This is a genomic window from Streptomyces sp. NPDC043854 (assembly GCF_056436005.1).
In genome coordinates this window covers 1-23750 of sequence record NZ_JBWKDK010000059.1, presented here as the reverse complement: position 1 = coordinate 23750, position 23750 = coordinate 1, and the positions used below count along the sequence as shown (strand labels likewise).

The window sequence follows — 23750 nt, the reverse complement described above, 5'->3', positions numbered from 1 at the left end:
TCGGCTGGGGCATCGGATCGGGCATCAAGGGTCAGGATTTTCCGAATTCGTTGTTGATGATGTCGAAGAGGTCCTCGGCGGACGCCGATTCGATGGCTGTTTCCTCGTCCTCCAGGGCCTGGGCGGCGCGTTCGGTCCTGTTCCAGTTCGCCAGGAGCGCTTCGAGCCGGGCCGTGACGCGGGCGCGTTCGGCGGCGTCGTCCTCGGGGACCGACGCGAGGGCGAACTCCAGCTTGTCGATCTCCGCGAGGGCCGGCAGTGCGGGCGCCGTGTCCTCGCCGAGGAGTTCGGCACGGAGGTGCGCGGCCAGGGCGGCGGGGGTGGGGTGGTCGAAGACGAGGCCGGCGGGCAGCCGCAGTCCGGTGGCCGAGCCGAGGCGGGTGCGCAGTTCGACCGCGGTGAGGGAGTCGAAGCCGAGGTCCTTGAAGGCGCGGCCCGCCTCGACCGCGGCGGCCCCGTCGTGCCCGAGGACCGCGGCGACGTGCGTACGGACCAGGTCGAGCAGGGTCCGTTCGGCCTCGTCGGCGCTCATGCCGCGCAGCTCGGACGCCAGCCGGTCCGCGTCCCCCGCGGCACGGTCGCCGCCGGTGGCGGCGCCGGCGTGCTGCTCCGCGTCGAGGACGCGGCGCACCTCGGGGAGGTCGGCGATCAGCGGGCGCGGCCGGGCCGCGGTGAACGCCGGGACGAACAGGTCCCAGTCGACGTCGGCGACCGTCACCGTCGTGTCACCCGCGTCGAGCGCCTGCTGCAGGGCGGCGACGGCCAGTTCGGGGGCCATCACCGGCAGGCCGCGGCGCCGCAGCTGCCCGGCCGCCTCGTCGTCGCCGACGAGACCGCCCTCGCCCCACGGCCCCCAGGCCACGGCGGTGGCCGCCAGCCCGCGGTCGCGGCGCTGCTGCGCCAGGGCGTCGAGGTGGGCGTTGGCCGCCGCGTAGGCGGCCTGGCCGCCGCTGCCCCAGATGCCGGCGATGGAGGAGAACAGGACGAAGGCGTCCAGCTCCGTGTCGCCGAGCAGCTCGTCGAGGAGCTCGGCGCCGGTGACCTTGGCGGCGAGGACGGCGGCGATGTCCTGCGGTGCGGTCTCGGCGAGCGGCGCGAGCCGGCCGACTCCTGCCGTGTGGAACACGGCGGTGAGGGCTGGTGCGCCGGTGTCGTCGCGGAGGGTGGTGAGCAGGTCGCGGACGGCCTGCCGGTCGGTCACGTCGCAGGCGACGGCCGTGGCGCGGGCGCCGAGCTCCGACAGCTCTGCGACCAGGGCCTCGGCCCCCGGCGCCTGCGGTCCGCGCCGGCCGGCCAGCACCAGGTGCTCGGCGCCGTGCGCGGCGAGCCAGCGGGCGACATGCGCGCCGAGGGCGCCCGTACCGCCGGTGATGAGGACGGTGCCGCGGGGCCGCCACGGTGCGCGGCCGGTGCCGGTGGCGCCGCCGGCGGCGGCTGCCGGGGTGGCGGCGTGCCCGATCCGGCGGGCGAGGAGCCCGGCGGAGCGTACGGCGATCTGGTCCTCGTACCCGTGGCCGTGCCCGGCGGCGCCGCCGAGCACGGCGAGCAGCCGGTCGAGCGCGCGTCCGTCCGCCCGGGCGGGCAGGTCCACCAGGCCGCCCCAGCGCTCGGGGTGCTCCAGGGCGACCACGCGGCCGAAGCCCCAGAGCTCTGCCTGCGCGGCGCTGCGGACCCGGTCGGCGGGCCCGGTCGCCACGGCGCCGGAGGTCACGCACCACAGCGGTGCGTCGACGCCCGCGTCACCCAGGGCCTGTACCAGGGCCCCGGTCAGCAGCAGTCCGGCCGGCGCCGCGGGGTGGGCCGGGTGCGGGGTCTCGGCGAGCGCCAGCAGGGACACCACGCCGTCGGCCCGGTTCCCGGCGAGCGCCGTGCGCAGCCGGTCGGCCACGACGGCCCGGTCGGCCGCGGCCGGGTCGAGGGAGACCTCCCGTACGTCCACGCCCCGGGCCCGCAGCGCTTCCGCGATCCCGGGGAGCCCGTCGGGCCGGGGGGCGTCGCCGGTGGATGCGGTGGCGGCGGTGGCGGCCGTGACGAGCAGCCAGGTGCCGGCGGCAGGGCGGGCGGCTGCGTCCGGGTCGCCCAGCGGCTTCCAGGTCACCCCGTAGCGCCAGCCGTCGACGGCCGACCGCTCCGTGAGCTGCCGCCGCCACGCGGACAGCGCCGGCAGCAGGGCGCTCAGCGGCTGCTCCGCGTCGATGTCGAGGGTGGTGGCGAGGGTGTCGAGGTCGGCGCTGTCGACTGCCTCCCAGAACGCTGCGTCCACCGCACCGGCGGCCGCGGCCGCGGGCGTTGCCGCCGAGGTGCGGGGGGCTTCCTCCAGCCAGTACCGCCTGCGCTGGAAGGCGTAGGTGGGCAGGTCGACGCGGCGCGCTCCGGCACCGGAGAAGTGCGCCGTCCAGTCGACGGCCACGCCCTGGACGTGTGCCTGGGCGAGCGCGGCGACCAGGGTCCCGGTCTCGGCGCGTCCCTTGCGGAGCACGGGCGCGAAGACGGCCTGCTCCGTCACGCAGTCCTGGGCGAGCGCGGACAGGGTCCCGTCGGGGCCGAGCTCGACGTACGTGGTCACGCCCGCGGCTTCCAGGGCGCGGATGCCGGCGAGGAAGCGGACGGCGTCCCGGACGTGCCGGACCCAGAAGTCGGCCGAGGCCATCTCGTCGGTGACGAGGGCGCCGGTCAGGCACGACACGACCGGGATGCGCGGCGCGTCGAAGGACAGGCCCTCCACCACCCGGCGGAAGTCGTCCAGCATGCCGTCCATGTGCGGCGAGTGGAACGCATGGCTGACGGTGAGCCGCTTGGTCTTGCGACCGGCGAACGACTCCGCGATCGCGACCGCGGCGTCCTCGTCGCCGGCGATGACGACGGCCTGCGGGCCGTTGACCGCGGCGATGCTCACCCGGTCGGTCCCGGCGAGCAGCGGCAGGACCTCGTCCTCCGAGGCCTGGACGGCGATCATCACACCGCCGGCCGGGAGGGCCTGCATCAGCCGGCCCCGGGCCGCGACCAGCGTGCACGCGTCGTCCAGGGACAGCACCCCGGCGACGTGCGCCGCCGCGATCTCACCGATCGAATGCCCGGCGAGGTAGTCGGGGCGCAGGCCCCGGCTCTCGACGAGCCGGTACAGCGCCACCTCGACGGCGAACAGGGCCGGCTGCGTGTACTCCGTCCGGTCCAGCAGGTCGGCGTCCGTCCCGAACAGCACGTCCTTCAGCGGAAGTTCGAGATGGGCGTCCATGCGGGCGCAGACCGCGTCCAGCGCGTCCGCGAACACCGGGTGCGCGTCGTACAGCTCGCGCCCCATGCCGAGTCGCTGGCTGCCCTGCCCGGTGAAGAGGAACGCCGAGGCGCCTGCGGACACCCGTCCGCGTACGAGCCCGGCCGTCTGCTCACCGGCCGCCAGGGCCTTCAGGGCGGCCAGGAACTCCTCGCGCTCCTCTGCGACGACGACGGCCCGGTGTTCGAGGGCCGACCGGGAGCTGGCCAGGGAGTAGGCCACATCGGTCGGTTCGAGCGTCTCGTCCGAGGCGATCCGCGCAGCCAGGCGCTCGGCCTGGACCTGCAGGGCGGTGTCGGTCTTCGCGGACAGCAGCCACGGCAGGCTGCCGGGCCGCTGCTGCGGGAGCTCGGCCCGCGTGACGTCGTCGGCTTCCGGGGCCTGCTCGATGATCGTGTGGGCGTTGGTGCCGCTGAAGCCGAACGAGGAGATGCCGGCCCGGCGCGGGCGGCCGGTCTCCGGCCACGCCCGCCGCTCGGTCAGCAGGGCGATCTCACCCGCGGTCCAGTCGACGTGCGGGGTGGGTTCGTCCACGTGCAGGGTCTGCGGCAGCACCCCGTGCTGCATGGCGAGGACCATCTTCATGACGCCGGCGACACCGGCCGCGGCCTGCGTGTGCCCGATGTTGGACTTGATCGAGCCGAGGTGGAGCGGCTGGTCGGCCGGCCGGTCCTGGCCGTACGTGGCCAGCAGGGCCTGGGCCTCGATCGGGTCGCCGAGACGGGTGCCGGTGCCGTGTGCCTCGACCGCGTCGACGTCTGTGGCCGACAGGCCTGCGTTCGCGAGGGCGGCGCGGATGACGCGCTGCTGGGACGGGCCGTTGGGGGCGGTGAGGCCGTTGCTCGCACCGTCCTGGTTGATCGCCGAGCCGCGAATGAGTGCGAGGACCGGGTGGCCGTTGCGCCGGGCGTCGGAGAGCCGCTCGACGAGCAGCATGCCGACACCCTCGCCCCAGCCGGTACCGTCCGCCGAGGCGGCGAAGGCCTTGATGCGGCCGTCCGCGGCGAGGCCGCGCTGGCGGCTGAAGTCGATGTACGCACCCGGCGACGACATGACGGTCACACCGCCGGCCAGGGCAAGCGAGCACTCGCCGTTGCGCAGGGCCTGGATCGCCCAGTGCAGCGCGACCAGGGACGCCGAGCAGGCGGTGTCGACCGTCACGGCCGGGCCTTCCAGCCCGAACGCGTAGGACAGACGCCCGGACACGACGCTGGCCGCATTGCCGGTGCCGAGGAATCCCTCGATACCGTCCGGAACGGAGTCGAGCATGGTCCCGTAGTCCTGGCCGTTGGTTCCGACGAACACGCCGGCCTGGCTGCCGCGGACGCTCGCCGGGTCGATGCCGGCCCGCTCGAACGCCTCCCAGGTGGTCTCCAGCAGCAGACGCTGCTGCGGGTCCATGGCCAGGGCTTCGCGCGGGGAGATCCCGAAGAAGTCGGCGTCGAAATCGGCGGCGTCGTAGAGGAAGCCGCCTTCGCGGGCGTAGAAGGTGCCCTGCCGGTCCGGGTCCGGGCTGTAGAGCCGCTCCAGGTCCCAGCCACGGTCCGCCGGGAACTCACCGATGGCGTCACCACCGGCCGCGAGCAGCTGCCACAGGTCTTCGGGGGTCCGCACGCCGCCCGGGAAGCGGCAGCTCATCGCCACGATCGCGATCGGGTCGTCATCGACGGCCACGCTCGCGGGACCGGCGATCTCCACCCGGGTCCCCAGCAGCTCGTCCCGCAGGAACGCCGTCAGGGCAGCAGCGGACGGGTAGTCGAAGATCAGCGTCGCCGGCAGCGTCACACCGGTCGCCGCGCCGAGCCGATTACGCAGCTCGACTGCCGTCAGCGAGTCGAACCCGAGCTCCTTGAAGGCCCGGTCGGCACCGACCGCCTCCGAACCGTCGTGCCCGAGGACCGCGGCGACCTGCGCCCGGACCACACCGAGCAGCTCCCGCTCCAACTCCGCAGCACCGAGACCGGCGAACCGCTCGACCGGCGAACCGCTGACGGCCTCGGCCATGCCGGCAGGCCCGGCGGGCCGGGTCTCCGCCAGCTCGGCGAAGAGAGCGCTGGACCGGACGACGGTGAACGCGGGGGCGAACCGCTCCCAGTCCACGTCGGCGACCAGCAGAGCCGCATCCGCAGGCGACGCGACGCTCTGCCGCAGCGCGGCCATCGCCCTCTCCGGCGCCATCGGCGGCAGACCCTCACGCCGCATCCGCGCATCCAGCACCTCATCGGCCGCCATGCCGCCCTCGGCCCACGGACCCCACGCCAGCGAGGTCGCGGCCAACCCGGCCGCGCGCCGCTGCTCGGCGAGCGCGTCCAGGTGGGCGTTGGCGGCGGCGTAGTTGGCCTGGCCTGCCGCACCGGTCACGCCGCTCATGGACGAGAACAGCACGAAGGCGGAGAGCTCGATGCCGAGGTCGACGGTCAGCTCGTGCAGGTTGCGGGCCGAGTCGACCTTGGCCCGCAGTACGGTCTCGAAGCGCTCCGGCGTCAGGGCGTCCAGGACACCGTCGTCGAGGACACCGGCGGTGTGGACGACCGCCGTGAGCGTCGCGGCTTCGGCGGCCAGGAGGCTGCGGAGGGCCTCCCGGTCGGCGGCGTCGCACGCCACCACCGACACGTCCACGCCCTGCTCGGTCAGCTCGGCCATCAGCTCGGCGGCGCCCGGGGCATCCGGGCCCCGCCGGCTGGTCAGCACCAGCCGCTCCGCTCCCGCACCGGCCAGCCAACGGGCCACGCGCCCGCCGAGCGCGCCCGTACCGCCGGTCACCAGGACCGCCCCGGACGGTGCCCAGGCAAGGTCGGCCTGCCCACCGGAGGCACGGACGAGTCGGCGTCCGAAGACCCCGGAGGAACGTACGGCAACCTGGTCCTCGCCGGTGCCGCCGCCCAGCACGCCCACCAGGCGGGTCATGGTGCGCTCGTCCCAGACCTCGGGGAGGTCGACCAGACCGCCCCAGCGTCCGGGCAGCTCCAGGGCTGCCACCCGGCCCATACCCCACGTCTGGGCCTGCACCGCCGAGACGAGGCGGTCCGAGCGGCCCACGCTGACCGCGCCACGGGTGACGCACCACAGCGGTGCCTCCACCCCGGCATCACCGAGCGCCTGCACCAGACCGGCCGTCGGGAGGACGCCGGCCGCCTCGTCCAGGGCGAGGAGGGAGACCACACCGGCGACGCCCTCGGCGTCGGTCAGCAGCCCGGCCAGCGCAGCACGGTCCGCACCGGCCTCGACAACGACCCGGCGCACCTCGGCACCGCGGCCGACCAGAGCGCCGACCACAGCGGTGTCGTCCACGCCCGCGGCAGCAGGCGTCACGACCAGCCAGGAACCGGACAGCCGCGCACCGGAGGTGCTGTCGGCCAGCGGCTTCCACGACACCCGGTAGCGCCAGCGGTCCACCTCCGACTGGGTCCGCAGGCCGCGGCGCCAGGCCGACAGCGTCGGCAGCGCGGGCAGGACCGTGTTCCAGGCGTTCTCGTCGCCCATGTCCAGGGTGGCGGCGAGCGACTCCAGGTCCTCGCGCTCGACGGCGTCCCAGAACCGGGAGTCCAGCTCGTCGACGGTGCCGGTGCGCGCACCGCCGCCCGCCATCGGCAGCCAGTAGCGCTGCCGCTGGAAGGCGTACGTCGGCAGCTCCACCTGCCGGGCGCCAGAACCGGCGTAGAAGGCCGTCCAGTCCACCTCGACGCCGCGCGCGTGGACCTGGGCCAGCGAGGCCACGACGGTTTCGGCTTCGGGACGGCCGTTGCGCAGGAGGGGTACGAAGGCGGCGCCCTCGCCCGTCACGCACTCCTGGCCCATGGCCGAGAGCACACCGCCCGGGCCGAGTTCGAGGTACGTCGTGACGCCCGCGTCCTCCAGGGCCCGCATACCGTCCAGGAAGCGGACGGCCTCGCGGACGTGCCGCACCCAGAACCCGGCGGAAGCCATCTCGTCGGCGACGAGGCCACCGGTCAGGTTCGACACGATCGGGATCCGCGGGGCAGCGAAGGACAGTCCCTCCACCACCCGGCGGAAGTCGTCCAGCATGCCGTCCATGTGCGGCGAGTGGAACGCGTGGCTGACCGTCAGCCGCTTGGTCTTGCGACCGCCGAACGACTCCGCGATGGCGACCGTCGCGTCCTCGTCACCGGCGATGACGACCGACTGCGGGCCGTTGACCGCGGCGATGCCCACCCGATCGGTCAGGAGCGGCGCGACCTCGCCCTCCGAGGCCTGGACCGCGATCATCACACCACCGGCCGGCAGCGCCTGCATCAGCCGCCCGCGGGCCGCGACCAGGGTGCACACGTCCTCCAGGGACAGCACCCCCGCCACATGGGCGGCCGCGATCTCACCGATGGAGTGACCCGCCAGGAAGTCCGGTCGCAGGTCCCAGCTCTCGGCGAGCCGGAACAGCGCCACCTCGACCGCGAACAGCGCCGGCTGCGTGTACTCGGTGCGGTCCAGCAGCTCCTTGTCCGACCCGAACAGCACGTCACGCAGTGGCAGTTCAAGATCGAGACGCTCGCACACCGCGTCCAGCGCGTCCGCGAACACCGGGAAGGTGTCGTACAGCTCACGCCCCATGCCGAGTCGCTGGCTGCCCTGCCCGGTGAACAGGAAGGCGACCTTCCCTCCGACGGGCGAGCCCGTCACCAGGCCCGCCGCCGAGTGGCCCTCCGCCAGCGCGGCGAGACCGGCCAGCAGACCCTCACGGTCCGCGGCCACGACCGCCGCCCGGTCCTCGAACTGCGCCCGGCCCGCCGCCAGCGACCACGCGATGTCCACCGGATGCGGCGCATCCGGCGCGGACAGGACGAAGTCCTGGAGTCGACGTGCCTGGGCCCGGAGCGCCTGCTCGCCCTTGCCCGAGAGCACCCAGGGGACGACCGGCAGCGCCGAGTCCGCCTCGGGCGCCGTCGTCGGTTCCAGAACCGGCGGCTGCTCGATGATGGTGTGGGCGTTGGTGCCGCTGATACCGAAGGACGAGACACCCGCCCGGCGCGGACGGCCGGTCTCCGGCCAGTCCACGGCCTCCGTCAGCAGCTGGACGTCGCCGGCCTCCCAGTCGATCTGGCTCGACGGGGCATCGACGTGCAGGGTTCGCGGCAGCACTCCGTGCCGCATCGCCATGATCATCTTAATCACACCGGCGACACCGGCAGCCGCCTGCGTGTGACCGATGTTCGACTTGATCGAGCCCAGGAGCAGCGGGCGGTCGGCCGCCCGGTCCTGACCGTAGGTGGCCAGCAGCGCCTGCGCCTCGATCGGGTCGCCGAGCCGCGTACCCGTACCGTGGGCCTCCACCGCGTCCACGTCCGCCGTGGCCAGGCCTGCCACGGCCAGCGCTTCGCGGATCACCCGCTGCTGCGACGGACCGTTCGGAGCAGTCAGACCATTGCTCGCACCGTCCTGGTTGATCGCCGAGCCCCGCACCACGGCCAGGATGGGGTGGCCGTTGCGGAGCGCATCCGACTGCCGCTCGACGAGCAGCATGCCGGCCCCCTCGGCCCAGCCCGTACCGTCCGCGGCCTCCGCGAAGGACTTGCAGCGGCCGTCGGCCGAGAGACCGCGCTGGCGGCTGAAGTCGACGAACGTCTCCGGCGTCGCCATGATCGCCACGCCGCCCGCCAGGGCCATGTCGCACTCGCCGTTGCGCAGCGCCTGGATCGCCCAGTGCAGGGCCACCAGCGACGACGAGCACGCCGTGTCCACCGTGACCGCCGGGCCCTCCAGGCCGAAGGCGTACGAGACGCGGCCGGAGGCGATGCTGCCGGAGTTGCCGGTGCCGAGGTAGCCCTCGACGCCCTCGGGCAGTTCCTCGCCGTTTCCGTAGCCGGTCGCGTAGTCGTGGTACATCACGCCGGCAAAGACACCGGTACGGCTGCCGCGCATCGACGTCGGGTCGATGCCGGCCCGCTCGAACGCCTCCCACGAGGTCTCGAGCAGCAGCCGCTGCTGCGGGTCCATGGCCAGGGCCTCACGCGGCGAGATCCCGAAGAACGCCGGGTCAAACTCGGCCGCGTCGAGCAGGAACCCGCCCTCACGCGTGTACGAGGTTCCCACATGATCCGGGTCGGGGTGGTACAGGGCCTCCACGTCCCAGCCACGGTCGGCCGGGAACGGCGTGATGCCGTCGCCGCCGATGGCGACGAGCTGCCACAGGTCCTCGGGCGTGCGGACGCCGCCGGGGAAGCGGCAGCCCATGCCGACGATCACGATCGGCTCGTCCGCGACCCCCGCGGCGGCCCGCACCGGCGTCCGTGCACCCTGCACCCCGCTCCCGTGGTCACCGGACTCGCCTGTCACCCCGAGTTCCGCCAGCAGGTGCCGGGCCAGCGCGGCCGGCGTCGGGTAGTCGAAGATCAGGGTCGGCGGCAGCCGCAGGCCCGTCTCCGCCTTCAGGACATTGCGCAGCTCGACCGCGGTGAGGGAGTCGAAGCCGAGGTCACGGAAAGCGCGTTCGGCGTCGACCGCTCCGCCACCGGAGTGGCCGAGCACTGCCGCGACCCGGCCGCACACCAGGTCCAGCAGCACACCCTCGTGCTCCGCGACCGGCAGACCCGTCAAACGGGCCACCAGCGGCGAACCGGCCGTGCCGCCCCCGCTGCGCCGTTCCACCGTCCGGCGCGCGGGCGCCCGTACGAGAGCCCGCAGCAGCGCCGGCGCCGAGCCCGCCGACACCGCCTGCGCGCGCAACACCGCAACGTCCAGGTGCATCGGCAGCAGCACCGCCGCATCCACCGTCATCGCCGTGTCGAAGAGGGCCAGCCCCTCGCCGGCGGCGAGGGCGGCCACGCCCTCACGGGCGATCCGGCGCAGGTTGGCGTCGTCGAGGCTCGCAGCCATGCCTCCGCCGTCGGCGCCGTTGCCGGCCTGCGGGGCCCACAGGCCCCAGGCGAGCGCGGTCGCCGGCAGGCCCTCGGCGCGGCGCAGTTCGGCCAGGCCCTCGAGGAAGGCGTTCGCGGCGGCGTAGTTCGCCTGCCCGGCCGCACCGAACGTGGCGGCGGCCCCGGAGAAGAGGACGAATGCCGACAGGTCGAGATCGCGGGTCAGCTCGTGCAGGTTCCATGCCGCGTCGACCTTCGGGCGCAGTACGGTCGCCACCCGCTCCGGGGTCAGCGAGACCAGAATGCCGTCGTCCAGGACGCCCGCCGTGTGGACCACGGCGGTCAGCGGGTGCTCCGCCGGCACGGACGCCAGCAGCCCGGCCAACGCGACCCGGTCCGCGACGTCACAGGCGACGAGGTCGACGTGGGCACCCAGCTGCTGCAGCTCCGCCACCAGTTCGGCCGCACCGGCGGCGGCCGCGCCGCGCCGGCTGGTGAGCAGCAGGCGCCGCACCCCGTACGCGGTCACCAGGTGCCGGGCGAACAGCCGGCCCAGACCACCCGTCGCACCCGTGACCAGCACGGTCCCGGACGGATCGCCCAGCACCGCGGCCGGCGCCTCGGCCGCGCTCTCCGACGAGGCCACACGGACCAGGCGCGCGGCGCTCGGCACACCGCCGCGGATCGCCAGCTCCGGCTCCCCGGCCGCCAGCGCGGCGGGAATCGCCGCCAACGACGCCGCCTGGTCCGAGTCCAGGTCGATCGTGATCAGCTGGCCGGGGTTCTCCGACTGCGCGGAGCGCAGGAGGCCGCGCACCGCGCTGCCCGCCAGGTCCCGCACGCCCGCGCCGGTCTCCACGGCCACCGCACCCGACGTCAGCCACACCAAAGGCGTGGCCGCGAAGCGCTCGTCCGCCAGCCATTCCTGCACCGATGCCAGGGCCGCGTTCACCGCCGCGTGGACGGCTTCCACCGTGTCGCCCGCCTGGGCGCCGACGGCGGCCGGGAGGGCGAACACCGCGTCCGGAGCCGGTGCGCCGTCGGTGAGGGCCGCAGCGAGCGCACCCGCGTCGGCGTACTCGGTGACCCGGGCGCCCGTACCGGCCAGGCCGATCTCGTCGCGACCGAGTACGGCCCACCGGAGGTCGGCGGCGGCCGGGGCGGCCGCTGCGGGCACGTCCGCCCACTCCACGCGGAACAGCGACTCCAGGTTGCCGGCACCGGCCCCCTGAACCTGGTCGGCGGAGGCCGGACGGAGCATCAGCGACTCCACGGCCGCCACCGGCCGGCCGGTCTCGTCCGCGACCAGCAGGGCGAGGGTGTGCGGGTCGTCGGACGAGGCCGGGGTCAGACGCATCCGGAGGGCGGAGGCGCCCACTGCGTAGAGGGAGACGCCGGCCCAGGAGAAGGGCAGCATGGCGCCCGGAGCGTCCTGGTCCGTGTTCTCGCCGTGTCCGATGGCGTGCAGACCGGCGTCGAGCAGTGCCGGGTGCAGCCCGAACCGAGCCGCGTCAGCACGGCCGTCCTCTGGCAGCACGACCTCGGTGAACAGCTCGCCGCCGCGGCGCCAGGCCGCCTTCAGCCCCTGGAACAGCGGACCGTAGGCCATGCCGTCGTCGGCGAGCTCCTGGTACAGCCCGTCGATGTCCACCGGCAGGGCGCCGGCCGGCGGCCAGGCTGCTGCCAGCTCGCCGAAGCCCTGTTCGGACTCCGGCCGGGCACCGGCCACGAGGACACCGGACCCGTGACGGGTCCAGGGCTCCTCGGCGAGCGCGTCCTGGCGGCGGGAGTACACCGCGAACGGTCGTCGGCCGGCAGCGTCCGGCGCATCGACCACGAGCTGGAGCTGCACGCCGCCCCGCTCGGGCAGAACGAGCGGCGCCTCCAGCGTCAGCTCCTCCACGACATCGCACCCGACCTGGTCACCGGCACGCACGGCGAGGTCCACGAAGGCGGTACCGGGCAGCAGGACGCTGTCGTGGATGGTGTGGTCGGCGAGCCAGGGGTGCGTGTCGAGCGACAGCCGGCCCGCGAGCAGCACACCCTCGGAGTCGGCGAGCGCGACCGCCGCGCCCAGCAGGGGGTGTCCGGCATCGCCCAGACCGATCGACTCCGGGTCCCCGGCAGCGAACGCCGCCGCACTCGGCCAGAACCGCTGCCGCTGGAACGCGTACGTCGGAAGGTCCACCCGCCGGGCACCCGTGCCCGCGAAGAAGGCGTCCCAGTCGACGGCCACGCCGTGGACGTGAGCCCGGGCGAGGGCGGTGGTGACCGTCTCGGCCTCGTCGCGGTCCTTGCGGAGGACTGGTACGAAGACCATGCCGTCGGTGTCACCGGCTGTGCAGCTTTGAGCGAGCGCGGACAGGGTCCCGTCGGGGCCGAGCTCGACGTACGCCGTCACCCCGGCGGCTTCCAGGGCCCGCACGCCGTCCAGGAAGCGGACGGTTTCGCGGACGTGCCGCACCCAGAACTCGGCGGAAGCCATCTCGTCGGTGACGACGGTGCCGGTCAGGCACGACACGATCGGGATGCCGGGGGCCGCGAAGGTCAGCCCCGCCACCACCTGGCGGAAGTCGTCCAGCATGCCGTCCATGTGGGGCGAGTGGAAGGCGTGGCTGACGGTGAGCCGCTTGGTCTTCCGGCCCTGCGCGGCGAAGGCCTCGGCGATGGCGGCGGCTGTGTCCTCGTCGCCGGCGATGACGACGGCCTGCGGGCCGTTGACCGCGGCGATGCTCACGCCCTCAGTCAGGAGCGGCAGGACCTCGTCCTCCGAGGCCTGGACGGCGATCATCACACCGCCGGCCGGGAGGGCCTGCATCAGGCGGCCCCGGGCCGCGACCAGCGTGCACGCGTCGTCCAGGGACAGCACCCCGGCGACGTGCGCCGCCGCGATCTCACCGATCGAATGCCCGGCGAGGTAGTCGGGGCGCAGGCCCCGGCTCTCGACGAGCCGGTACAGCGCCACCTCGACGGCGAACAGCGCCGGCTGCGTGTACTCCGTCCGGTCCAGCAGGTCGGCATCGGCCCCGAACAGCACGTCCTTCAGCGGAAGTTCGAGGTGGGCATCCATGCGGGCGCAGACCGCGTCCAGCGCGTCCGCGAACACCGGGTGGGCGTCGTACAGCTCGCGCCCCATGCCGAGGCGCTGGCTGCCCTGACCGGTGAACAAGAACGCCGAGGCGCCGCCGACAACCGTTCCACGCACCACGCCGGCTGCTGCCTGTTCGCCGGCAGCAAGGGCGGCAAGAGCGGCAAGGAGCTCGTCCCGCTCCCCCGCGACGACGACGGCGCGGCGGTCGAGCGCAGACCGGGACGTGGCCAGGGAGTAGGCCACATCAGCCGGTTCGAGGGACCCGTCCGAGGCGATCCGGGCCGCCAGCCGCTCCGCCTGCGCCTGCAGAGCGGAGTCGGACTTCGCGGACAGCAGCCACGGCAGGAGACCGGGCCGCTGCTGAGGCTCGGCCGACTCGGCCTCACCGGCGGCCACCGGGGCCTGCTCGATGATCGTGTGGGCGTTGGTGCCGCTGAAGCCGAACGAGGAGATGCCGGCCCGGCGCGGGCGGCCGGTCTCCGGCCACGCCCGCCGCTCGGTGAGGAGCTCGATGTCGCCGGCGGTCCAGTCGACGTGCGGGGTGGGTTCGTCCACGTGCAGGGTCTGCGGCAGCACCCCGTGCTGCATGGCGAGGACCATCTTCATGACGCCGGCGACACCGGCCGCGGCCTGCGTGTGCCCGATGTTGGACTTGATGGAGCCGAGCAGCAGCGGCTGGTCGGCCGGGCGGTCCTGGCCGTACGTTGCGAGCAGGGCCTGGGCCTCGATCGGGTCGCCGAGCCGCGTACCCGTCCCGTGCGCCTCCACCGCGTCGACGTCCGTGGCCGACAGGCCGGCGTTCGCGAGGGCGGCGCGGATGACGCGCTGCTGGGACGGGCCGTTGGGGGCGGTGAGGCCATTGCTGGCACCGTCCTGGTTGATCGCCGAGCCGCGGATCACCGCCAGCACGGGGTGACCGTTGCGCTGGGCGTCCGACAGCCGCTCCACGAGCAGCATGCCGACACCCTCGCCCCAGCCGGTACCGTCGGCGCCCGCGGCGAAGGCCTTGATCCGGCCGTCCGCGGCCAGGCCGCGCTGGCGGCTGAAGTCGATGTACGCACCCGGCGACGACATGACGGTCACACCGCCGGCCAGCGCCAGCGAGCACTCGCCGTTGCGCAGTGCCTGGATCGCCCAGTGCAGCGCGACCAGGGACGCCGAGCAGGCGGTGTCGACGGTCACGGCCGGGCCTTCCAGCCCGAACGCGTAGGAGAGCCGACCGGAGACGACGCTGGCCGCGTTGCCGGTGCCGAGGAAGCCCTCGATGCCGTCCGGGATGACCTGGAAGGACGAGTCATAGTCCTGGCCGTTGGTTCCGACGAACACGCCGGCCTGGCTGCCGCGGACGCTCATCGGGTCGATGCCGGCCCGCTCGAACGCCTCCCAGGTGGTCTCCAGCAGCAGACGCTGCTGCGGGTCCATGGCCAGGGCTTCGCGCGGGGAGATCCCGAAGAAGTCGGCGTCGAAATCGGCGGCGTCGTAGAGGAAGCCGCCTTCGCGGGCGTAGAACGTGCCCTGCCGGTCCGGGTCCGGGCTGTAGAGCCGCTCCAGGTCCCAGCCGCGGTCCGCCGGGAACTCACCGATGGCGTCACCGCCGGCGGCGAGCAGCTGCCACAGGTCTTCGGGGGTCCGCACGCCGCCCGGGAAGCGGCAGCTCATCGCCACGATCGCGATCGGGTCGTCATCGACGGCCACGCTCGCGGGACCGGCGATCTCCACCCGGGTGCCCAGCAGCTCGTCCCGCAGGAACGCCGTCAGGGCAGCAGCGGACGGGTAGTCGAAGATCAGCGTCGCCGGCAGCGTCACACCGGTCGCCGCGCCGAGCCGGTTGCGCAGCTCGACTGCCGTCAGCGAGTCGAACCCGAGCTCCTTGAAGGCCCGGTCGGCGCCGACGGCGTCCATGCCGTCGTGCCCGAGGACCGCGGCGACCTGCGCCCGGACCACACCGAGCAGCTCCCGCTCCAGTTCGGCGGCGCCGAGACCGGCGAACCGCTCGACCGAGGAACCGCTGACGGCCTCGGCACGGGCCGCAGGTCCGCCGGCCGGCGTCTCCACCAGCTCGCGGATGAGGGCGCTGGGACGGACGACGGTGAACGCGGGGGCGAACCGCTCCCAGTCCACGTCGGCGACCAGCAGAGCCGCATCCGCAGGCGACGCGACGCTCTGCCGCAGCGCGGCCATCGCCGTCTCCGGCGCCATCGGCGGCAGACCCTCACGCCGCATCCGCGCATCCAGCGCCTCATCGGCCGCCATGCCGCCCTCGGCCCACGGACCCCACGCCAGCGAGGTCGCGGCCAACCCGGCGGCCCGCCGCTGGTCGGCCAGGGCATCCAGGAAGGCGTTCGCGGCGGCGTAGTTGGCCTGGCCCGGCGCACCGGTCATGCCGCTCATCGAGGAGAACAGCACGAACGCGTTCAGCTCGATGCCGAGCTCGACAGTGAGCTCGTGCAGGTTGAGCGCCGAGGTGGCCTTCGCCCGGAGAACTCCGTCGAACCGCTCCGGTGTCAGGGCGTCCAGGACACCGTCATCGAGGACACCTGCGGTGTGGACGACCGCGGTGAGCGTCTCGGCCTCGGCCGCGAGCAGGGTCCGCAGGGCGTCCCGGTCGGCGGCGTCGCACGCCACCACCGACACCTCGACGCCCTGCTCCGACAGCTCGGTCACCAGCTCGGCAGCTCCCGGAGCGTCGGCGCCCCGGCGGCTGGTCAGCACCAGCCGCTCCGCGCCCGCACCGGCCAGCCAACGGGCCACGCGCCCGCCGAGGGCGCCCGTACCGCCGGTCACCAGGACCGTCCCGGACGGCTCCCACGAGCCCGTGCTGCCACCGGCAGCGCGGACCAGCCGACGTCCGAAGACACCGGAAGACCGCACCGCGACCTGGTCCTCACCGGCCGCACCGCCGGCCAGTACGCCGACCAGCCGGCCCATGGCCCGCTCGTCCCACACCTCGGGCAGGTCCACCAGACCACCCCAGCGGCCGGGCAGCTCCAGAGCGGCCACCCGGCCCAGACCCCACGTCTGGGCCTGGGCGGCGGACACCAGCCGGTCCGAACGGCCCACAGAGACCGCGCCGCGCGTCAGGCACCACAGCGGTGCCTCCACCCCGGCATCACCCAGCGCCTGCACCAGGCCGGCCGTGGCAACCACGCCCGCGGCCTCGTCCAGGGCGAGCAGGGAGACCACGCCGTCGACGCCCTCGTCCCCGGCCAGCAGCCCGGCCAGCAGCCCGGCCAGCACAGCACGGTCCGAACCGGCCTCGGCGACAACACGCCGGACCTGGGCGCCGCGCCCGGCCAGGGCGCCCACGACAGCGGTGTCGTCGACGCCCGCGGCAGGCGTCACGACCAGCCAGGACCCCGACAGACGCGCACCGGAGGCGACTTCCGTCAGCGGCTTCCACGACACCCGGTAGCGCCAGCGGTCCACCTCGGCCTGCGTACGCAGGCCACGGCGCCAGGCCGAGAGGGCAGGGAGCACCTGGCCCCAGGCGTTCTCGTCGGCCACGTTCAGCGTTCCGGCGAGCGACTCCAGGTCCTCGCGCTCGACCGCGTCCCAGAACCTGGCGTCGATGTCATGGCCGGCAGAGTTCCGAGGCGCGCCCGTCAGCTGCAGCCAGTAGCGCTGCCGCTGGAAGGCGTACGTCGGCAGCTCCACCTGCCGGGCACCCGAACCGGTGTAGAAAGCCTGCCAGTTCACGCTCAGGCCGCGCAGATGAGTCTGAGCCAGCGAAGCGACCGCCGTCTCGGCTTCGGAGCGCCCGCTCCGAAGAACCGGCACGAAGGCGGCGCCCTCGCCCGTCACACACTCCTGGCCCATGGCCGAGAGCACACCGCCCGGGCCGAGTTCGAGGTATGTCGTGACGCCCGCGTCCTCCAGCGCTCGCATACCGTCAAGGAACCGGACGGCCTCGCGGACGTGCCGCACCCAGAACCCGGCGGAAGCCATCTCGTCGGCGACGAGGCCACCGGTCAGGTTCGACACGATCGGGATCCGCGGGGCAGCGAAGGACAGTCCCTCCACCACCCGGCGGAAGTCGTCCAGCATGCCGTCCATGTGCGGCGAGTGGAAGGCGTGGCTGACCGTCAGCCGCTTGACCTTCCGGCCCAGGGCCTCGAAGGTTTCCGCGACAGCGACCGCGGCGTCCTCGTCACCGGCAACCACGACCGACTCCGGCCCGTTGATCGCAGCAATGCTCGCACCCTCGGTCAGCAGGGGCAGGACCTCGTCCTCCGATGCCTGGACCGCGATCATCACACCACCGGTCGGCAGCGCCTGCATCAGGCGGCCACGCGCCGCGACCAGGGTGCACGCGTCCTCCAGCGACAGCACACCCGCCACATGCGCGGCAGCGATCTCACCGATGGAGTGACCGGCCACGAAGTCCGGGCGCACACCCCAGCTCTCCACCAGCCGGAACAGCGCCACCTCGACCGCGAACAGCGCCGGCTGCGTGAACTCCGTACGGTCCAGCAGATCCGCCTCGGCCCCGAACAGCACCTCCTTCAGCGGCAGTTCGAGACGCTCACACATCGCGTCCAGCGCGTCCGCGAACACCGGGAAGGTGTCGTACAGCTCACGCCCCATGCCGAGTCGCTGGCTGCCCTGCCCGGTGAAGAGGAAGGCGACCTTCCCGCCGACGGGCGAGCCCGTCACCAGGCCCGCCGCCGAGTGGCCCTCCGCCAGCGCGGCGAGACCGGCCAGCAGACCCTCACGGTCCGCGGCCACGACCGCCGCCCGGTCCTCGAACTGTGCCCGGCCCGCCGTCAGCGACCAGGCAATGTCCACCGGACGCACGTCCGGCGCGGACAGGACGAAGTCCTGGAGTCGACGTGCCTGGGCCCGGAGCGCTTGCCCGCCCTTGGCCGAGAGCACCCACGGGAGGAGGGGCAGTGCCGAATCCGCCGCGGCCGCCTCCGCCGGTGCCACAGTCGGCGGCTGTTCGATGATCGTGTGGGCGTTGGTGCCGCTGATGCCGAAGGACGAGACACCCGCCCGGCGCGGGCGGCCGGTCTCCGGCCAGTCCACGGCCTCCGTCAGCAGCTGGACGTCGCCGGCCTCCCAGTCGATCTGGCTCGACGGAGCGTCGACGTGCAGCGTCCTGGGCAGCACCCCGTGCCGCATCGCCATGATCATCTTGATCACACCAGCCACGCCGGCCGCCGCCTGCGTGTGACCGATGTTCGACTTGATCGAGCCCAAGAGCAGCGGACGGTCAGCCGCCCGGTCCTGACCGTAGGTGGCCAGCAGCGCCTGCGCCTCGATCGGGTCGCCGAGCCGCGTACCGGTGCCGTGGGCCTCCACCGCGTCCACATCGGCAGCCGACAGACCGGCGCTGGCCAGCGCCTCGCGGATCACCCGCTGCTGCGACGGGCCGTTGGGGGCCGTCAAGCCGTTGCTCGCACCGTCCTGGTTGATCGCGGAACCGCGCACCACGGCCAGGATCGGGTGGCCGTTGCGGAGCGCGTCCGACTGCCGCTCGACGAGCAGCATGCCCGCGCCTTCGGCCCAACCCGTACCGTCCGCGCCCTCCGCGAACGACTTGCAGCGGCCGTCGGCCGAGAGACCGCGCTGGCGGCTGAAGTCCACGAACGTCTCCGGGGTCGCCATGATGGCGACACCACCGGCGAGCGCCATGTCGCATTCGCCGTTGCGCAGCGCCTGGATCGCCCAGTGCAGGGCGACGAGGGACGACGAGCACGCCGTGTCCACGGTGACGGCCGGGCCCTCCAGGCCGAAGGTGTAGGCGATCCGGCCGGAGGCGATGCTGCCCGCGTTGCCGGTGCCGAGGTAGCCCTCGACGCCGTCGGGCAGTTCCTCGCCGGAACCTGCGCTTTCGCCGATGCCGATGCCCGACACGTAGTCGTGGTACATGACGCCGGCGAAGACACCGGTACGGCTGCCGCGCATCGACGTCGGGTCGATGCCGGCCCGCTCGAACGCCTCCCACGAGGTCTCGAGCAGCAGCCGCTGCTGCGGGTCCATGGCCAGGGCCTCGCGCGGCGAGATCCCGAAGAACGCCGGGTCGAACTCGGCCGCGTCGAGGAGGAACCCGCCCTCGCGGGTGTAGGACGTACCCGCGCGGTCCGGGTCGGGGTGGTAGAGGGCCTCCACGTTCCAGCCGCGGTCGGTCGGGAACGGGGTGATGCCGTCGCCGCCGGTGGCGACGAGCTGCCACAGGTCCTCGGGCGTGCGGACCCCGCCGGGGAAACGGCAGCCCATGCCGACGATCACGATCGGGTCATCGGTGACGGACGTGCCCGACCGTACGGGCGCCATCGGCTGCCTGCGTTCGCCGTCCCGGCCGTCGAGGCCGGCGGTCAGCGCGAGCTCGGCCAGCAGGTGCCGGGCCAGCGCGGCCGGCGTCGGGTAGTCGAAGATCAGGGTCGGCGGCAGCCGCAGGCCCGTCTCCGCCTTCAGGACGTTCCGCAGCTCGACCGCGGTGAGGGAGTCGAAGCCGAGGTCACGGAAGGCTCGTTCGGCGTCGACCGCGCTGCCACCGGAGTGGCCGAGCACTGCCGCGACCCGGCCGCACACCACGTCCAGCAGCACACCCTCGTGCTCGGCGACCGGCAGACCCGTGAGGCGGGCCACCAGCGGCGAGCCGGTGTCCGTGCCGCCCCCGCTGCGCCGTTCCACCGTCCGGCGCGCGGGCACCCGTACCAGGGCCCGCAGCAGCGCCGGCGCCGAGCCCGCCGACACGGCCTGCGCACGCAACACCGCAACGTCCAGGTGCATCGGCAGCAGCACCGCCGCATCCACCGTCATCGCCGTGTCGAAGAGGGCCAGGCCCTCGCCGGCGGCGAGGGCGGCCACGCCGTCGCGGGCGATCCGGCGCAGGTCGACCTCGTCGAGCTGCCCTGCCATGCCACCGCCGACACCCGCCTGCGGGGCCCACAGGCCCCAGGCGAGCGCGGTCGCGGCCAGCCCCTCGGCACGCCGCTGCTCGGCCAGCGCCTCCAGGAATGCGTTCGCGGCGGCGTAGTTCCCCTGCCCGCCCGCGCCGAACGTGGCGGCGGCCCCGGAGAAGAGGACGAAGGCGGAGAGGCCGAGATCCCGCGTGAGCTCGTGGAGGTTCCATGCTGCGTCGACCTTCGGGCGCAGTACGGCCGCCACCCGCTCCGGGGTCAGCGAGGCCAGGATGCCGTCGTCCAGGACGCCCGCCGTGTGGACCACGGCGGTCAGCGCGTGCTCCGCCGGCACGGACGCCAGCAGCCCGGCCAACGCGACCCGGTCCGCGACGTCACAGGCGACGAGGTCGACGTGGGCACCCAGCTGCTGCAGCTCCGCCACCAGTTCGGCCGCACCGGCGGCGGCCGCGCCGCGCCGGCTGGTGAGCAGCAGCCGCCGCACCCCGCACGCGGTCACCAGGTGCCGGGCGAACAGCCGGCCCAGACCACCCGTCGCACCCGTGACCAGCACGGTCCCGGACGGATCGCCCAGCACCGCGGCCGGCGCCTCGGCCGCGCTCTCCGACGAGGCCACACGGACCAGGCGTGGGGCGGTGATGACGCCGCCGCGGATCGCCAGCTCCGGCTCCCCCGCCGCCAGCGCGGCGGGAATCGCCGCCAACGACGCCCCGTCGATGTCCGAACCGAGGTCCAGCATGAGGAGCTGTCCGGGGTCCTCCGACTGTGCCGAGCGCAGGAGGCCGCGCACCGCACTGCCCGGCAGGTCCTGCACCCCCGCGCCGCGCTCGACGGCCGCGGCGCCCGACGTCAGCCACACCAGCGGTGTGGCCGCGAACCGCTCGTCCGCCAGCCACTCCTGTACGACCACCAGCGCCTCGTTCACCGCACCGTGAACGCGGCCGACAAGGTCCCCTGGCCGCTCGGCGGAGCCCGGGAGGACGAAGACGGCATCCGGAGCCGCTTCGCCGGCCGCGAGTGCCGCACCGAGCCCGGCCAGGTCGTCGTACGCGGTGACCTGGGCGCCCGTACCGCCCAGGCCGATCTCGTCCCGACCCAGCACGGCCCACCGGAGGCCGCCGGATGCCGCGGCCGCGACGTGGGCCGCGGACACGGGCAGCCACTCCACCCGGAACAGCGACTCCAGGTTGCCGCCGGCCGCGTGGACCTGGTCTGCGGAGGCCGGGCGCAGCGTCAGCGACTCCACGGCCGCCACCGGACGGCCGGTCTCGTCCGCGACCAGCAGGGCCAGCGTGCGGGGGTCGTCGGACGAGGCCGGGGTCAGACACATCCGAAGCGCGGACGCGCCCACCGCGTAGAGGGAGACACCCGCCCAGAAGAAGGGCAGCAGGGCACCTCCATCGGCCTGTTCGGCGGGGTCACCGTGCCCGATGGCGTGCAGACCGGCGTCGAGCAGTGCCGGGTGCAGCCCGAACCGAGCCGCGTCACCACGGCCGTCCTCCGGCAGCGCCACCTCGGTGAACAGCTCGTTGCCGCGACGCCAGGCGGCCTTCAGTCCCTGGAACAGCGGACCGTAGGAGACGCCGTCCTCGGCCAGCGCCGCGTAGAGCCCGTGGACGTCGACCGGCTCGGCGCCGGCCGGCGGCCAGGCTGCTGCCAGCTCGCCGAAGCCCTGTTCGGACTCCGGCCGGGCACCGGCCACGAGGACACCGGACCCGTGACGGGTCCACGGCTCCTCGGCGAGCGCGTCCTGGCGGCGTGAGTACACCGCGAACGACCGGCTGCCGGAGGCGGTGGGCGCCTCGACGACCAGCTGGAGCTGCACGCCGCCCCGCTCGGGCAGAACGAGCGGCGCCTCCAGCGTCAGCTCCTCCACGACATCGCACCCGACCTGGTCACCGGCACGGATCGCCAGGTCGACGAAGGCCGTTCCCGGCAGCAGCGCGGCGCCGTGGATGGTGTGGTCGGCGAGCCAGGGGTGCGTGTCGAGCGACAGCCGGCCCGCGAGCAGCACACCCTCGGAGTCGGCGAGCGCGACCGCCGCGCCCAGCAAGGGGTGTCCGGCATCGCCCAGACCGATCGACTCCGGGTCCCCGGCGGCGAACGCCGCCGCACTCGGCCAGAACCGCTGCCGCTGGAACGCGTACGTCGGAAGGTCCACCCGCCGGGCACCCGTGCCCGCAAAGAAGGCGTCCCAGTCGACGGCGACACCGTGGACGTGAGCCTGCGCGAGGGCGGTGACGAGGGTCTCGGCCTCGGGGCGGCCGGAACGGAGCACGGCGGCGAAGACGCCGTGCGGGGTGTCGGTGAGGCAGTCCTGGGCGAGCGCGGACAGCACGCCGTCCGGCCCGAGCTCGACGAACGTGGTGACACCGGCGGCTTCCAGGGCCCGCACGCCGTCGAGGAACCGCACGGCCTCGCGGACGTGCCGCACCCAAAACTCGGCCGCGGCCATCTCGTCGGTGACCAGGGCGCCGGTCAGGTTCGACACGACCGGAATCCGCGGGGCGGCGAAGGTCAGCCCCGACACCACCTGGCGGAAGTCGTCCAGCATGCCGTCCATGTGCGGCGAGTGGAAGGCGTGGCTGACGGCCAGCCGCTTGGTCTTCCGGCCCTGAGCCTCGAAGGTTTCCGCGACAGCGACCGCGGTGTCCTCGTCACCCGCGACCACGACCGATTCCGGCCCGTTGATCGCAGCGATGCTCACACCCTCGGTCAGCAGCGGCAGGACCTCGTCCTCCGACGCCTGCACCGCGATCATCACGCCACCGGCGGGCAGCGCCTGCATCAGCCGGCCACGCGCCGCGACCAGGGTGCACGCGTCCTCCAGCGACAGCACCCCCGCCACATGCGCGGCCGCGATCTCACCGATGGAGTGCCCGGTGAGGAAGTCCGGGCGCACACCCCAGCTCTCCACCAGCCGGAACAGCGCCACCTCCACCGCGAACAGCGCCGGCTGCGTGTACTCCGTCCGATCCAGCACAGCGGCATCGGCCCCGAACAGCACCTCCTTCAGCGGCCTGTCGAGCACCGCATCGAGGTGTGCGCAGACCGCGTCCAGCGCCTCCGCGAACGCCGGGTGGGTGCCGTACAGCTCCCGGCCCATGCCGAGCCGCTGGCTGCCCTGCCCGGTGAACAGAAAGGCGGTACGGCCGTCGGCGGCCGTGCCCGTCGCCGTCCGGGGCGCGGACTCACCGGCGGCGAGCCGCGTCAGGACGTCCCGCAGGTCCTCGTCGTTGCCGACGGTCAGGACGGCGGCGGCGCGGTGATCGAGGTGCGCGCGGCCCGTGGCGAGCGAGTAGGCCGTGTCGGCCGCATCCACGGCGGCGTCGAGGCAGGCAGCCAGGGCTGCCGCCTGTGCCTGGAGGGCTTCCTTGGTCTTGCCGGAGAGGAGGTACGGGAGGACGCGCGCGGCAGGCCGGTCCGCCGGGCGGGCGCCGGTGTCCGCCGACGGCTCGGCGGCCGGTGCCTGCTCGATGATCGTGTGGGCGTTGGTGCCGCTGATGCCGAACGAGGAGATGCCGGCCCGGCGCGGGCGGCCGGTCTCCGGCCAGTGCACGGCCTCCGTCAGCAGTTCCACATCACCGGCCGACCAGTCCACGTGCGGGGTCGGCTCGTCCACGTGCAGGGTCTGCGGCAGCAGCCCGTGCTGCATCGCCAGCACCATCTTGATCACACCGGCCACACCGGCAGCCGCCTGCGTGTGCCCG

Annotated in this window: 1 protein-coding gene; it reads right to left on the bottom strand. The window is 74.1% G+C overall.

Going from position 1 to position 23750, the window contains the following annotated elements; genetic code table 11:
* Positions 1–31: 31 nt before the first annotated feature.
* On the bottom strand, positions 32–23750 hold a 23719-nt coding region (locus AC068A_RS32300), incomplete at its 5' end, for a type I polyketide synthase (RefSeq protein WP_478589827.1).